Origin of the sequence: Longivirga aurantiaca, from assembly GCF_042660085.1 — a bacterium.
Classification (GTDB): Bacteria; Actinomycetota; Actinomycetes; order S36-B12; family CAIYMF01; genus Longivirga; species Longivirga aurantiaca.
This window is the reverse complement of the sequence record NZ_JBHSTI010000002.1, coordinates 1-14,146: the sequence shown is the minus strand read 5'-3', so window position 1 is coordinate 14,146 and position 14,146 is coordinate 1. Positions and strand designations below refer to the sequence as shown.

Annotated in this window: 13 protein-coding genes, 1 tRNA gene and 2 pseudogenes; 4 read left to right on the top strand and 12 right to left on the bottom strand. The window is 71.3% G+C overall.

The features are described 5' to 3' along the window. Nucleotides 1–35 precede the first annotated feature (35 nt). Both ACFQGU_RS00230 and ACFQGU_RS00225 read right to left on the bottom strand, forming a co-directional pair. Nucleotides 36–2,246: an acyltransferase family protein gene (locus tag ACFQGU_RS00230; protein ID WP_386763335.1), complete on the bottom strand. Its 2,211-nt coding sequence runs from the start codon at nucleotides 2,244–2,246 to the stop codon at nucleotides 36–38. Nucleotides 2,247–2,394: 148 nt separating this feature from the next. Then, a complete protein-coding gene (locus tag ACFQGU_RS00225) occupies nucleotides 2,395–2,988 on the bottom strand; it encodes an ArsR/SmtB family transcription factor (protein WP_386763334.1) in 594 nt (197 codons plus the stop codon). A 73-nt stretch (nucleotides 2,989–3,061) separates the two neighbouring features. Here ACFQGU_RS00225 and ACFQGU_RS00220 point away from each other — a divergent pair, with 73 nt between their 5' ends. Next, nucleotides 3,062–4,312 carry an MFS transporter gene (locus ACFQGU_RS00220; protein WP_386763333.1) on the top strand — a complete coding sequence of 417 codons (1,251 nt, stop codon included), beginning with the start codon at nucleotides 3,062–3,064 and terminating at the stop codon, nucleotides 4,310–4,312. Here the strand turns inward: ACFQGU_RS00220 and ACFQGU_RS00215 are convergent. Continuing rightward, on the bottom strand, nucleotides 4,309–4,689 hold the full coding sequence (locus ACFQGU_RS00215) for a VOC family protein (protein WP_386763332.1): 381 nt from the start codon (nucleotides 4,687–4,689) through the stop codon (nucleotides 4,309–4,311). The two genes, ACFQGU_RS00220 and ACFQGU_RS00215, sit on opposite strands and share 4 nt — an antisense overlap. A gap of 179 nt (nucleotides 4,690–4,868) precedes the next feature. Between ACFQGU_RS00215 and ACFQGU_RS00210 the strand changes: the two genes are divergently transcribed. Continuing rightward, on the top strand, nucleotides 4,869–5,798 hold the full coding sequence (locus tag ACFQGU_RS00210; RefSeq protein WP_386763331.1) for a hypothetical protein: 930 nt from the start codon (nucleotides 4,869–4,871) through the stop codon (nucleotides 5,796–5,798). Between the two features lie 20 nt (nucleotides 5,799–5,818). Here the strand turns inward: ACFQGU_RS00210 and dcd are convergent, their stop codons facing one another. After that, the gene (gene dcd / locus ACFQGU_RS00205; protein WP_386763330.1) at nucleotides 5,819–6,394 is read right to left on the bottom strand and encodes a dCTP deaminase; all 576 of its coding nucleotides are present in this window, start codon (nucleotides 6,392–6,394) and stop codon (nucleotides 5,819–5,821) included. A 76-nt stretch (nucleotides 6,395–6,470) separates the two neighbouring features. After that, nucleotides 6,471–7,664, bottom strand: a complete 1,194-nt coding sequence (locus ACFQGU_RS00200; protein ID WP_386763329.1) for an aromatic acid exporter family protein — start codon at nucleotides 7,662–7,664, stop codon at nucleotides 6,471–6,473. 179 nt (nucleotides 7,665–7,843) lie between these two features. Here ACFQGU_RS00200 and ACFQGU_RS00195 point away from each other — a divergent pair. Next, nucleotides 7,844–7,914: transfer RNA gene (locus ACFQGU_RS00195), tRNA-Gly, on the top strand. Nucleotides 7,915–8,194: 280 nt separating this feature from the next. Here the strand turns inward: ACFQGU_RS00195 and ACFQGU_RS00190 are convergent. From ACFQGU_RS00190 to ACFQGU_RS00165, 6 genes and pseudogenes are all read right to left on the bottom strand, one after another. Beyond that, a pseudogene (locus tag ACFQGU_RS00190) lies at nucleotides 8,195–8,457 on the bottom strand (transposase); the annotation flags it as partial. 164 nt (nucleotides 8,458–8,621) lie between these two features. Beyond that, nucleotides 8,622–10,142 carry an AMP-binding protein gene (locus ACFQGU_RS00185; RefSeq protein ID WP_386763328.1) on the bottom strand — a complete coding sequence of 507 codons (1,521 nt, stop codon included), beginning with the start codon at nucleotides 10,140–10,142 and terminating at the stop codon, nucleotides 8,622–8,624. Continuing rightward, on the bottom strand, nucleotides 10,139–11,020 hold the full coding sequence (locus ACFQGU_RS00180; protein WP_386763327.1) for an amidohydrolase family protein: 882 nt from the start codon (nucleotides 11,018–11,020) through the stop codon (nucleotides 10,139–10,141). The genes ACFQGU_RS00185 and ACFQGU_RS00180 overlap by 4 nt, the downstream gene beginning before the upstream one ends. Continuing rightward, nucleotides 11,017–11,673, bottom strand: a complete 657-nt coding sequence (locus ACFQGU_RS00175) for a TetR/AcrR family transcriptional regulator (RefSeq protein ID WP_386763326.1) — start codon at nucleotides 11,671–11,673, stop codon at nucleotides 11,017–11,019. The genes ACFQGU_RS00180 and ACFQGU_RS00175 overlap by 4 nt, the downstream gene beginning before the upstream one ends. A gap of 619 nt (nucleotides 11,674–12,292) precedes the next feature. Further along, nucleotides 12,293–12,517 (bottom strand): annotated as a pseudogene (locus ACFQGU_RS00170) (IS3 family transposase); the annotation flags it as partial. A 21-nt stretch (nucleotides 12,518–12,538) separates the two neighbouring features. Next, nucleotides 12,539–12,877, bottom strand: a complete 339-nt coding sequence (locus ACFQGU_RS00165) for a transposase (protein WP_386763325.1) — start codon at nucleotides 12,875–12,877, stop codon at nucleotides 12,539–12,541. A gap of 84 nt (nucleotides 12,878–12,961) precedes the next feature. Here ACFQGU_RS00165 and ACFQGU_RS00160 point away from each other — a divergent pair, with 84 nt between their 5' ends. Further along, nucleotides 12,962–13,537, top strand: coding sequence for a hypothetical protein (locus tag ACFQGU_RS00160; protein WP_386763324.1), 576 nt, complete (start codon nucleotides 12,962–12,964; stop codon nucleotides 13,535–13,537). 160 nt (nucleotides 13,538–13,697) lie between these two features. On the opposite strand, the gene ACFQGU_RS00155 is transcribed toward ACFQGU_RS00160, so the two are convergent. Continuing rightward, nucleotides 13,698–14,146: gamma-glutamyl-gamma-aminobutyrate hydrolase family protein (locus ACFQGU_RS00155; RefSeq protein WP_386763323.1), on the bottom strand; the 449-nt coding region annotated here is incomplete at its 5' end.

Genomic DNA, 14,146 nt, shown 5'->3' with positions numbered 1-14,146 from the left:
CGCACCTCTGGGCCCTGAGGGGCACGAAAGTGCGGTCAGCGGGCGGCCAGGAGGGGCTTGAGCTTCGCGTTGAGGTACGGCGCGAGCGCGGTGCTGAAGGTCGCGGTGAGGTGGTCGGTGTCGCGGTAGACGAGGTACTTGCCGTGGGTGGCCGGGCAGCGATCGACGTCGCAGATCACGTCCGACAGGTCGACGCCGGTCGCGCCGTCGTACTTCGCGGCCATCCCGACGTCGTACTTCGTGCCGTCGAGCGCGTCGCGCGTGACGTCGCACGCGGACGGGTTGCCGCGGTTCTGCCCCACGCATACGGCCATGTCCTTGCCGGGCCACGGGGTGTCGCGCATGACGGCCACGGGCACGCCGGCCTTCGTCAGCTCGGACAGCGTGCGGCCCCAGCCGGCCTGCCACTCCGCCCCCGCGCGCCCCGTGCCCTCGAGGCGCGACCCGTTCGACCGGTCGACGAGCGACTCCGTGCGCGTGCCCGCGGCGACCACGAGCGCCGGCTTGTCGGACGACGTGAGGCGGTCGAGCACCGTCCTGCGCCAGGTGTCGCACTCGTCGTACGGGCGGGAGAGCTTGCGCTGGAAGATCGTGACGTCGGGCGCGGGGCAGCCCGACTTCGTCCACGACAGCAGCCGCCACCCGTTCTTCGTGGCGAGCGTCTCGAGCGCCGGGAACCAGGACGCCGCGTGGCTGTCGCCGATCAGCACCACGGTGGTCGCCGAGCCGGTGTCGCCGAAGGCGCAACCGTCTGCGGGCGCGGTGCTGCCCCGCTCGAGGTGGCAGCCGTTGCCGTAGATCTTCGGCAGGTCGTTGCGGGCGGCAGTGGGGTCAGGCGTGAGATCGCCTGCAGGCCAGTCGATCACGGTCGCCGACGCGCTGGGCTTCGGAGTCTTCGACGGCTTCCCCGAGGGCGACGTCGACGGCTCGGCGGACGGCGACGGGGACGCAGGAGCGGTGGGTGTCGCGGCCGGCGCCGGCCCGCGCTCACCCTCGACGGGGGCCGCGACCGCGAGGGTCGCGAGTGATCCCCCACCCGGCAGCCACCCGAGCAGGAGGCCGCACACCGCCGCGCCCACCGAGAGCACCGCGCCGAGGCGCAGCGCACGTGCCGGCACCGCGACGAGCCGCGGGTTGTGCCGCACGGGCTCCTCGACGAAGCGGTAGGCCACGGCCGCTGGGATCAGCGCGAGCAGCACCAGCGCCAGCTTCACCGGCACCGACAGCTCGCCCAGCGCGGCCGCGGTGAGGATCAGCACCGGCCAGTGCCAGAGGTACCAGGAGTACGACAGACGCCCCAGTGCGCGCATCGGCCACGTGCTGAGCAGCGCGGGGACGCCGTGCGCGGGGACGACGTCGTCGCTCCTGGTGCCCGCGAGGATCACCAGGGCCGTGCCGACGACCGGGGGCACCGCGGCCCATCCGGGGAACTGGAGGCTGCCGTCGATCAGCACGATCGACCCGATCAGCAGCAGGGCGCCGATCCAGCCGGCGCCAGCGCGCAGTGCGAGCGGCAGCCGCGCGAGGCCCACGCCACCGATCGCGAGCAGCCCACCGATCGCGAACTCCCATGCGCGCGTGGGCATCCCGAAGAACGCCCACGGCTGCACGCGCGAGGTCAGCCAGAGCGAGAGCGCGAACGACACGACGCCGAGCGCGGTGAGCGCGATCGCCAGAGCGGCCGGGGAGACGGACGACGCGGCAGCGCGACGACGGCGTACGAGCAGCCACACCAGCGCGAGGATCAGCAGCGGCCAGACGACGTAGAACTGCTCCTCGACGCCGAGCGACCAGAAGTGCAGCACGGGCGACGGCGTCGCGTCCTCGGTGAGGTAGTTCGTGGCCTGGGCCGCGAAACGGATGTTGGACACGTAGAACGCGGCAGCGACGATGTCGAGGCCCACGACCTCGTGGTCGACCACGGGGATGACGAGGAACGACACGGCTGCCGTCAGCGCGAGCACCAGGGTCGCGGCTGGGAGGAGGCGCCGTGCGCGGCGGGCCCAGAAGCGCGCGAGCGACACATGCCCCGTGCGGGCGACCTCGCTGACGAGCAGCCCGGTGATGAGGAAGCCGGAGATCACGAAGAAGACATCGACGCCGACGAAGCCGCCGGGCAGGAACGGCAGCCCGGCGTGGTAGCCGACGACCGCGAGGATCGCGATGGCGCGCAGGCCCTCGACGTCGGGCCGGAAGCGCATCGACCGGCTCCGCTGCTCCGCGGGTGCGGTGTGGGTGCCGGTCACCTCGTCAGCATAGGCAGCCTCCGACCGCCGCCGACGACGCCCGACACGCGATCAGCGACGTCCAAGATCACGAGTACGGGTCAGAGCGTGCAGGTGAACTGCCTAGATCGACCCAAGGGGTGCAGGAGTGGGTGTCGGACGTGCGGCGTCAGGCGTCGGGGTCGCGGGCGAGCACGATCGAGAAGCCGAACGTGGACGCACCCTTGGGCCGCTTGGTGCGGCGGCGGTCCGCGAGGTACGGCTCGACGACCGCCTCAATCGACTCGCGCAGCGCGCGCGCCTCCTCGGGGGTGAGCACGAGCAGGTCGCGGCTGTACGTCGTCGTCCGCGCCCAGGTGTCGTCGTCGCCGTCCGACGCCATCGCGCGCCGGAGCCGGTCGGAGTCGAGAGCCATCGACTGCTCGACGAGGAGGCCGGAGGCTGCGGCCGCACCGCGGCCGGTCCTCCCCTGCTCGCGCAGCGCGGTGCTGAGCCGGTCGCCGGCCCGCATCCAGGGGCGCTCGCGGCCGTCGGCGGAGGCTTCCGCGCGGACCACGATCCCGTGCTTCTCCAGGGCCCGCAGGTGATAGCTCATGGCGCTGGGCGTGATCCCGGCCAGCGCGGCGCACTGCGTGGCCGTGAGCACCTCGCCGGCGTACAGCGCGTCGATGACGGCGAGCCTCGCCGGGTGGGCGAGGGCGCGGACGGCCGAGGCGTCGGTGAGGACGACGTCGCCCTTCGGCGGAGCAGGTCTGCGGGCCACGCCCCGACGGTACCGACAGGCCGGGGTCGTCGGGTCTTGACACGCGGTAGATGTGAAAGGATAGTTTCGAAGCATGTCTTTCAGATCCTCCTCCCGAGACCTCCCGGTCGTCGCCGCGGGGCGCGGCATCTCCGTCGTCGGCGACGAGGTGGCGCTCGTCGCCCTGCTGCTGTGGGCGAGCCAGGCCGGGCACGGGCCGGCCCTCGTGGCGGCGCTCGTGCTGGCCGCCGCTGTGCCTCAGCTGCTGCTCGCGCCGGTGTCCGGCCTCGCCGCCGACCGGCTGTCGGTGCGCGGCATCGTGGTGGTCACCGCCCTGCTGCAGGCCGTGGTGTGCCTGGGCATCGCCGTGGCGCTGCCTCTGGGCAGCCCCCTGCTCGTCGTCGTCCTCGTGCTGCTCCGCGCCGCGGGCCAGTCCTTCCTCGGGCCCGCCTGGCAGACCTGGGTGCCCTCCCTCGTGCCGGCGGATCGGCTCACCGCGGCGCTCTCGACCGTCCAGAGCACGACGGCGGCGGCCGCCCTCGTCGGGCCGCTCCTCGGCGGTGCGCTCGTCGCCGGTGCCGGCGCGCGTTGGGCGATCGCGCTCGACGCCGCGACCTTCGTCGTCATCGCCGCAGCAGCCCTGCTGGTGTCGCGGACGCCCGCGCGATCGGCGTCGCACAGTGGCGGCAGGCGTGAGCGCGGCGCGCTCACCGCGGGCCTGCGCGTGGTCGGCGCGGACCCCGTCATCCGCGGGTACGTCGTCGTCGTGGCGACGGTCGTCATCGCGCTCGGGGCGCTGAACGTCGCCGAGGTCTTCCTCGTCACGCAGACCCTCGGCGCAGGGCCGACGGAGTACGGCGTGGTCGCGACCGTGTTCGCCGTCGGCCTCGTGGCGGGGTCCTGGGCGGCCCGGCGGGTGCGCGGCGACCGCGGCGCTGCCTTGGCGCTGGTGGGTGGCACACTCCTGATGGCTTGTGCCGCGGTGGTTCTCGGGCTTGCGCCATCGGTTGCCGTGGCGGCTGCGGCGTCGTGCCTCGTCGGCGTCGGCAACGGGTTGCTCAACGTGCTCGGGCAGACGCTGCTCGTCCGGCGCGCGCCGCGCGAGGTGCTCGGACGCGTCGTCTCGGTGCTGCAGGCCGTGGTCGGTGCAGGTGCGCTCGTGGCGACAGCCGTCGGCGGCGTGCTGCTGACCGTTCTCGACGTCCGCGCGGTCGTCGTCGGCAGCGGCCTGGTCACCGCGCTCGCGCTGCTCCTCGTGGGGCGGGGGCTCGTTCGGGCGGCGTCGAGACCGCCGACGACGCTCGCCTCGCCGGCCGACCAGCGGGAGCTGCCTGCGGCCGCCTAGTGCGCGGCCCCCCGCTCTGCGGCGCTGCGCACCACGCAGAACTCGTTGCCCTCGGGGTCCTTCAGCGTGACCCACCCGGTGCCGTCGGGGTTGCGGTGGTCCTCGAAGAACGTGGCGCCGAGGGCGACGATGCGCTCGACCTCCGCGTCGCGCGTTCGGTCGCTCGGCTCGAGGTCGAGGTGGGCGCGGTTCTTCGTGTGCTTCGCGTCCGGCGTCGCCACGAACAGGATGTCGCCGCGCGGGCTGCGCACGAGCGCCTCCGGGTCGCCCGGCTGGTCGTCGGGCGACATCGGGACGTCGAGCACCGCCGCCCAGAACTTCGCCTGCTCGTAGGTGTCGCGCGCATCGAAGGTCATGCAGTGCACGGTGGAGGCCATGCCTCGATCGTCGTACGCCGTGGTGCGCGCGTCGAGCGGATTGGCCGCGGATCACTCCGACGAGTGGGGCGGCCCATGTCGACCGGGCTCGCACGGATCGTCGCGATCACGCGCGTGACCAAGCGTCTGGTGCGCATCCGCGCGTACCGTCGATGCTTCGACACACAGGGGGGACGGCGATGGCTCCAGCATCCGGCCTGCTGCGGCTCGCAGGCACGCTCGCCGCGATCGCGCTGCTCGCGACGTCGTGCGGCACCGAGACGGCGCCCGGGGCTGATGGCAGCGGGACCGCCGGGGGCTCGGCCTCCAGCGCTCCGGCGAGCGCGGCGCCGAGCCCGAGCGACCTCGACGTCGCATCGCTCGTCGGAACCTGGTCCGTCAGCGCCGACGGCGCACCGCCCGGCCTGCTGGTGACGATCTCGCCTGGCGAAGTCACCGTGTGGCAGGACTGCGGGGCAGTGGGGCTGTCCTGGCGGGCGAGCACGTCGGGGATGTTCGCAGCCGCGCTCGGCAGCTGGGCCGGGGAATGCGGCACGCCCGCGCGGCCCGACGCGGCCTGGCTCGAGGCGGTGGCCGGGTGGCAGCCGGAGGGCACAGGGATCCGGCTCGTAGACCCGAGCGGGGCGGAGTCCGCGACGCTCGAGCCGGCCGCTCCCCCGACGGTCAAGGCGTACGCCGGCATACGCGTGCCCGACCAGGCCTCGCTGACCGACGAGATGCGACGCGCCTTGAACGCGACGCCCAGCATGGGCGCGGGAGTCTCACGCGCGGCAACTCGAGAGCTGCTGGTCGGCGCGTGGGTCGCCGTGCCACCCGCGACGGCTCCGGCCGACAGCGGCGCGTTGGACCGCGAGACGCCCGGCTTCACACTCGCGGAGGATGGCCTCTGGAAAGGCACCGACGGCTGCAACGGAGGAGGCGGCCGGTGGAACGCCGACGCCGAGGGCCGCATCATCGCGACCTCGGGCAACTCGACGTTGGTCGGCTGCAACAACATCGATGCGCCGCGCTGGCTCGGCGGCGCGTGGCTCGCCGGCTTCACGTCCGACGGCACGCTCGTGCTCTACGACTACGAGGGCGCCGAGCTCGGGCGCCTCACCCGCGCCTGATCAGTCGTGCTGGACGATCGCTAGATCTCGGTGCGGTGGAAGTTGAGGTGGCTCTTGGACGGCGTCGGGCCGCGCTGGCCCTGGTAGCGCGAGCCGTACTGCGCGGAGCCGTAGGGGTGCTCGGCCGGCGACGACAGGCGGAACAGGCACAGCTGGCCGATCTTCATGCCTGGCCACAGCTTGATCGGGAGGGTCGCGACGTTCGACAGCTCGAGCGTCACGTGGCCTGAGAAGCCGGGGTCGATGAAGCCCGCGGTGGAGTGCGTGAGCAGGCCGAGGCGGCCGAGGGACGACTTGCCCTCGAGACGGCCGGCGATGTCGTCGGGCAGCGTGACGACCTCGTACGTCGAGGCCAGGACGAACTCGCCCGGGTGCAGGATGAACGGCTCGCCCACCTCGGGCTCGACCATGCGCGTGAGGTCGGGCTGCTCCTCCGCGGGGTCGATGTGCGGGTAGCGGTGGTTCTCGAAGACGCGGAAGAACTTGTCGATGCGCACGTCGACGCTCGACGGCTGGACCATCGCCTCCTCGAAGGGCTCGAGGACGACACGTCCGGACGCCAGCTCGGCGCGGATGTCGCGGTCCGACAGCAGCACAGTTCCTCCAGGGGCTCCTACTGCCCCGGAGGCTACCGGGCGGCCCCGCCGCGGCGGCACCCCGGGCGTGGAGGGGTCAGTCGCGGCGGACGAGGCGGCGCAGCCGCTCGCCGGGGCTGAGCGCGTCCTCGGGATCCCCACCCGCGAGCTCGTTGGCATCGTGGTCGAACGGGTCCTCGGCCCACGGGCCGTGCCCGATCAGCGTGCGGATCTGGTCGACGCGTCCGAGCACCGTCACGCTGTCGAGCACGTCGACGACCTCGCGGTGGTCGGTGGTGGCCGCGACGGCGCCGCGCAGCCTGTCGGCGAGGGCCTGGTTGGCAGCCTCGCTCTGCGCATCCACACCGTCCGCGGCCACCCGGTCGAGCAGGTCGGCGAGGTCGTGCATCAGCGCGGCGAGGGTTGCCGCGGGCAGCGCCGGCGGCGTGCTGTCGCGGTCGTAGAGGCGGTCGGCCGACCCGGCGAGAGCGCGCGCCTGCGTGGCGAGGACCGTGGCCCAGAGGCGGCGCTTCGCGACGTCCTCGAGCTCGCCCTGCAGCGACCGCGCGCGCGGGTTGAACCGAACCGACTCCATCCCCTCGGCCACGGCCTCGGACACCGTGCCGACGTGGCCGAGCAGAGCGCGGGCGTCGCCGATGAAGGGATGCCGGGCACGTGGGGGCAGGACGAGGTCGGGCCTGCCGATGCCGTCGGCCACCGTCCGGATCAGCGCCGCGATGTCGACGAGGTACGCGTCGACCGCGGCCCGGGCCTCGGCCACCTTCGGCCGCGGCGGCGCCACGAACACGGCGAGGACGCCGATGATCCCGCCGATGACGACGTCGGCCACCCGCCACAGGTCGGTCGTGAGGTCGCCCGGGCCGAGCGCGAGGACGAACACGACGGCGACGGGCAGCTGCAGCTGGCCGACCAGGCCGACCGGGAGCGCGCGCGAGACCAGCAGCGCGGCCATGACCGCGAGGAACACCGACCACCACGTGACGGGGACGTACGTCACGTAGAGGGTCGCGGCCGCGACGCCGAGACCGGTGCCGAGCACCCGCTGGGCCAGCATGCCGAGGGTGCTGAAGGCGCTCGACTGGACCACGAGCAGCGTCGTCGCCGGGGCGAAGATCGGCAGGACCGACTGCGAGAACCGCTGCGCCACGAGGTACGACACGGTCGTCGCGATGGCGACGCGCAGCAGCATGGTGAAGCTGCCGAAACCGCGGGTGCGCGCCTGCAGCGCCTCGGTCAGGCCCAGGTCTGCGGTGATGCTGCGGTCGGGCATGCGGCCAGTGTCCCAGGCGCTCCCAGCGGGGCAGGTGACGGATCGCTGGGGAAGCATGAGGGCCTCTGAGGTCCGCGGGGGCACCCTCATCGAGAAACGGGCGGAGGCACGGGCCGGGTGCGGAGGCCGTTGGGGACAGGGCCGTGGGCTCGGGCATAATGGCCGACGAGCACCGCTCCGCGGGTGTAGTTCAATGGCAGAACATCAGCTTCCCAAGCTGACAGTGCGGGTTCGATTCCCGTCACCCGCTCCCCACAGATTCTATGTCCTGCAAGGGTTCCGGGAAGCTCACCCAACAGCCTCTTGCCCTCTGCTGGCCTTCTTTGGCCGCTATTGGCCATGGCTTAGCCCACGGGGAGCCCACGCGGTCCACGCGCGGGCGAGCGGCTAACGCTCCTGGGTATTGGTCGGTGGCGGCGTGCAGGACGCGGGTGGGCATGTGATTGGCGGTGCCGGGCGCATGACCGGGGTCGTGGCTTCGAGCCCGTCACCAGAACCTGATGTCGCGGGGGACAGGGATGGGCTTGCTTGCGCGGCACCGTCGGATCCGAGGCGACCGCACCGAACAGTGTCGGCTGGGCACGCAGGGCCGCGACATCCGCGAGACAGTCCCCGCCCAGGGCCAACGCGACCGCGAGATCAGGGATCACCTTGCCCGGGTCGCGGACCGCCCGCGGTACCCGCCACGGAGCCAACCCCGCCGACAGCGCCCGATCCAGGCCGTCGCCCGAGCTGTGGCTAGCAACAGCGACCCGCCCGCGGAGGAGATCAGCGACTCGTTCGACGCGTCCATGACGACCGGGACGACCCGGCGGCTATTCTTCACCTACGGAGTGCCTTCCTCGCTGGGAGTTTGCTGACCTCGACAATCAGTAGTTTCCCAACCAGGACAGGCACTTCCGTGCTTTCAAGACCCGTGTCACGCCACCAGATCAGACCCCGCGCGATAGATCGAGGCTAGTCGCCGCTGGTGGCCTCGGAGTCCCACGACGTGCTCGTGCCCGCTGACCGCAGCTCGAACTTCTCCACCTTTTCCGTCGGCGTCTTCGGGAGGGCCGGCACGAACGCGTAGTAGCGGGGAACGAGGTAGCGGGGTCCACGTTCGGCCAGATCGCGGTGGAGGGTCTCGGCCGTGAGTCCGCTGCCCTGGCGCGCAACGACCCACACCTGCACGTCCTCCTCGGTCAGGTCGCTGGCCACACCGACCGCGGCGACCTCGACCACGTCCGGGTGGGCTCCGACGAGCTCTTCGACCTCGAAGGCGGAGATGTTCTCGCCTCGACGCCGGATAGAGTCCGTCAGACGACCGTGGAAGGCCAGATAGCCGTCACCATCGAGCAGCCCGAGGTCGCCCGTTCGCAGCCACCCGTCCACGATCGCCTTCTCGGTCGCTGCGGGGTCCCCGAAGTACCCGTTCATCATCAGGCCCGGCTCCCGGGAGCGCATGAGGATCTCGCCCACGCCCTCGGGGGCGCCGTGCCGTCGCGCGGCGGTGTCGATGCGCACCTCGTACTCGGGGATCACGCGCCCGGCGAACCCCGGCCGCTGCGAGCCGTCGACGGGGTCGTAGGCGGGAAGTCCTCCATCGGTCAGCCCGTAGACCTGGAACAGCGGGAACCCGAACCGGTGCTCGAACTCGGCCTTCCACTCGGGGATCGGCACGCCCCAGGCGAGCCGGACCCGATGGTCGCTGTCGCGCGGGTCGGGGTCGCGCTTCCACAGGATCGTCAGCGTGGCGCCCATGAAGTTGAAGACGGTGGCGTCCATGGCCCGCACCTCGTCCCAGAACCGTGAGGCGCTGAACCGCAGCCCGATCGCCGCTGTCGCTCGGGCCGCCAGGGCGGCCGACACCGTGAGGGTCGCTGCGTCTATGTGGAAGAGAGGGAAGGGGCTGTAGAGGACGTCGTCGGACGTCAGCCCAAGGTACGTCACGTGCAGCCGGCCGGCCCGGACCAGGTAGCGGTTGGACAGGGCGCACGCCTTCGACGCGCCCGTGGTGCCCGAGGTGAACAGAAGGGTGGCCGTGGCCAGGTCGTCGACCTGCTCCGCCTCGTCCACCGGCGCCCCCGGCAGCGAGCCGACGGCACTTGAGGGGATCACGCGCGCGGGCAGCTCATGTGTCCCGATGACGTTCTGGACGTCTGCCAGGAACTGGTCGTCGGCCAGCACCCACGACGCCTTCGAGACCCTGAGGTTGTGCGCCAGCCGTGCGTCGGTGAACGCGGTGTTGAGCGCTGCATGCAGGGCACCCAGGGCATTCAGGGCGAACCAGATCACGATCTGATCGGCGCTGTTGTCCATGACAACTGCCACGGAGTCCCCGCGCCGGATCCCGGCCTCCCGGAGCTGCCCGGCGCGCACCCGCACGCGGGTCCACGTCTCGGCGTAGGTGAGCTCCTCGCCCATGGTTCGGATGAACACCCTGTCCGAGGAGTCCTCCGCTGCCGTACGGAGCTGCGAGGACAGGGTCAGGGTCACGTCGGCAGTCCCACGCCGCCGCCCTCAAGACCGAAGAGCCGCTCGGCGTTGCGCGAGAGCAGCGCCTCCAGCGCCGCGTCCGGCAGACCGGAGTCCCGCCATTCCTGCACGGCCCGGCTCGGGCTGATCATCGGCCAATCGCTCCCGTAGAGCACCTGATCCCGAAGGACGTTAGCCATCATGGCGAACTGGACATCCCAACCCGTGCCGGGCTTCGCGACGTACTTGGGTGCGATGGCGCCGTACTCGAGGAAGACGGTCGGATGGCGCCGCGCAACAGCCGCGAACTCGGTCACCCAGGGCCAGCCCGCGTGGCAGGCGATGAGCCGCAGGTCGGGGAAGTCGCAGGCGACCTGATCGAGGTTCTCCGCGCGCTCGTGCTTGATCGGGTGCAGGCGGCTGTAGTTGATCCCCGTGTGGACGGCGACGACGAGGCCGACCTCCTCTGCCCTGGAGTAGAGCGGGTAGAGACGGCGGTCGTCGATGTCGAGGCCGAAGAATGCAGGCTGGAACGACACCCCCAGCAGCCCGAGGTCCTGCGCGCGCGCGGCCTGCGCCGCGATCGCGGTCGGCGAGGACAGGGTCACGTCGACGCAGCCCACGCCCACGAACCGGTCGGGGTGCTCGTCGAGCACGGAGCGCAGAGCGGTGTTGAGCGCATCGGCGTCCTCGCCCCCTTCGGACTCGGCATGCATCACGGCGCGGCTGATGCCGACGGCGTCCATCTCCTTCAGCAGGCCGGAAAGCGTGCCGCCGTTCATCTTGTCGGTCAGCCCGAGGACGCGGTCGTACTGCTCCGTCTGCCGGGCCGGAGCCGAGTAGCTTGCACTGGTCCGTCGGTCCTGCGGGAGTCGGACGCGCGCATCGGTGATGTTCAACTCAGGTCCTCCATCGTGTCGGGTGGGGCGTACGGCTCGCAGCGAAGAAGGTGCGGCGTCTGCACGGGGCCCAGCTCCGCCTCGTCCATCGCCGGCGCACCGACGAGGCGGCAGCCGAAGTCGACGAACTGCATCTGCACGGCCCGCATCGGCAGGCGGCCGGCATGGCGGTACCAGTTCGCGACGCCGTTGCACATCTCGAGGATCGCCAGCCGGGTGAGCCGAGGGTCGGCGACATCGAAGAGACCGGCTCGGGCGCCGGCATCGATCACGGCACCCAGCTGCGACTCGTAGCTGTCCCGCAGCACCAGCAGCGATGCGCGGTTGGCGGACCCCAAGGAACGGAACGCCTGATCCGTCACACGGGAGGACAGCGGGTTGAGGGCCGAGAGCCCGACATGGGCCCGGATCAGCCGCCCGAGCTGCACCTGCGGGTCGCCGCTGTGACGGAGGGCCTCGTCGGTCGAGCGGAGGAGCTCGTCGAGGCAGCTCTGCATGACGGCGACGAGCAGCCCCTCCTTGCCGTTCGTGTAGTGGTACAGCGTTGCGGAGTTCAGGCCGACCTCACGCGCGATCTCACGGATACCCGTCGCGGCGTAACCCTGTCGCGCGAACAGCAGCACCGCGGCCCGGAGCACCTCGTCGGACTTCATCCCGCCGTGCCTCCTCCCGCCCGGACCCCTCACCAGCCATCAATCAATCGATTGATTGATCGAATGCTAGCACCCGAGGCGCAGCGCCGGCGCCCGAAGCGCCGCGGGACGACACGTCGACCCGTCGAGCTCGCTCCGCTCCTGAGCGCAGAGGCGGAAGCACCCGGGTGGAGTGCCCGACGCAGCTCGGCCTCCGCACGCGGCATCGCCTGGCGACGGCCTCGTTCGGGTGGGCCGAGAACAGCGGGACCGGAAGCCCGACGAACGACGACGGCCCCGACCTCGAGGCGGGTTCACGCGGTCCTCGCAACACCTCGATTTGAGGAGTTGCGAGGACCGTGGCGTTTCCGGAGGGCTTGGAGGATACGAGAAGGTGCCGTGTGGCGACACGGCCTTCCTTCTCGGTCGCCTGTTTGTCTGGACCGACTCGTACAAGTCCGGCCAGGAGTACATCCAAGAGGCGCTTGAAGTCGCCACTGGATGGCATCGAGTCGTGGTTTCGACTGCACTCGTGGACAGTTGGGGCCGGTGGGCGGCCGCAGAGCTTCGAGGACGCTCGTATGACGGGGCGGTACGGAAGGCCTCAGTAGGGTGAAGCGCCCGAGGTTCTCTGCCGCTCCTATACGGATTGCGGCTCTCGGTTGAGGGCCGCGTAGTGGGCTTGCTCGAACTCTTCGGGGGTCAGGTAGTCGAGGCTATTGTGCAGGCGAAAGTTGTTGTTGAACCAGTCGACCCAACCAGCGGTTGCCCGCTCGACGTCGCTGACGTTCTGGTAGGGGCCGTGGTGGAAGACCGTGGTGCGGATGCACTCAGTCTTGAACAGGCCGATCACGCACTCCATCAGGCGTTGATGCTCCTTTTGCCGTCAAGCGGCGAGGCCGGCCTCGAGCCGGGCCTCGCGGAGGGGCCGCATGGCTGCCCAGAGTTCGCGGGCCAGAAGCCGCTTGAGACAGCGGATGATCTCGAACTTGGTCTTGGCCTCAGCGGTGCGTCTGGCCACGTAGGCCTTGGTCGGTTCGTGGTGTTGCATGCGCACGATGACGACGCGATAGAGCGCGGCGTTGGCCTGCCGGTGCCCGCCGCGGTTGAGTCGATGCCGGGTGGTCATGCCCGAGGACGCGGGGATAGGAGCCACGCCGCAGAGGCGTGCGAATGCTGCCTCCGATCGGACGCGCTCGGGGTTGTCGCAGGCGACGAGGAGCATCTCGGCTGCAGTGTCGGGTCCCGCGGCGAACGTCTTGGCCAGCTGAGGTGCGGCTTGGGCTGTGAGCTCGGCCAGGAGCTTCTCGTGCTCACAGATCTCAGTGTGGGCGTCTCCCAGCGTCGAGCGATGCAGCGCAGCGTGCACTTCGTCGAGGCCAGGATGGTCGTGACCTTCCCTAGCCGCAGCGCGGCGCAGCGGTGGATCAGGACCATCTTCGACAGCGACTGGAGCTCTTGGCGCAGGTCGTCAGGGGCGTTCACGCTGACCTGCTTGAGACTGATCATCGCCGCTGTTCTTGCGTTCACCGCAATGTCTTTGGCGACTTTGATCTATCGGATCATCTCCACGACACCGTCGTGGGACTTCGAGGTCGTCAGGCCGCCAGGCACGGAGGCCGCGGCTGGCACATGGCCGGATGCCGTGGTCGACGTCGTGACCGTGTCCACCGAGTGGCTGGAGCCTTCCCCTCGCCGTGACGGCCCACCTGGGACTTCGAGCGAGGCGAGGCGCGTCGAGAGCACGTACGACGCGGTCCTGGCTATCGAGACCGCGACAAGCCCCGCAGGCAGGGAGCCGGTCCCTTACGTCGCGAAGGCCCTGCGGGGCAACTGCGGCATGCTCGCCACGCTGGAGCTCATGGGGGCGGTCCTCGAGGCGTGACCCGCCGGAGCCTCAGCGCCGAGGACGGCGCCCACGAGTGACCGAGCAGCGTCGGCTCGCCCACCCGGTTCCTTGGCCATGATCGCCCTCACGATCACCGTGCGGCCTGCGCAACTGGGTGGGGCGACGGGTGGGGCGGCTCGACGGAGGGCCGTCGGGCTCACGGCTCCGACAGGTTGCGGGCGCGGCCCGCCTCCTGGCACAGGGCGCCCCAGAGCAGGGCGAGGTCGTGGCCGTGGCCGTCGTCGTCCTCCGGGTGCCACTGGATTCCGAAGGCCCACTTGTCCGGGTGCTCCACCGCCTCCACCACGCCGTCCACCGACCTCGCGGCCAGCCGCAGCTCGGGAGCGACGACGTCGACGGCTTGGTGGTGCGCCGCCCGCACGGTCCACTCCCGGTGGCCCAACAGCTCGGCGAGCCTGGTCCCCGGCTCGACGACCACGTGCTCGTCGACGAAGAGATCGTCCGCACGGGCCCCGCGGTGCAGGTGCTGAGAATCGTCGAGATGCGGGACCAGCGTGCCCCCCAGCGCCACGTTGAGAAGCTGGGCGCCCCGGCACACGGCGAGGACGGGCACCTCGGCGCCCAGGGCCTCCCTCAGAACCGCGA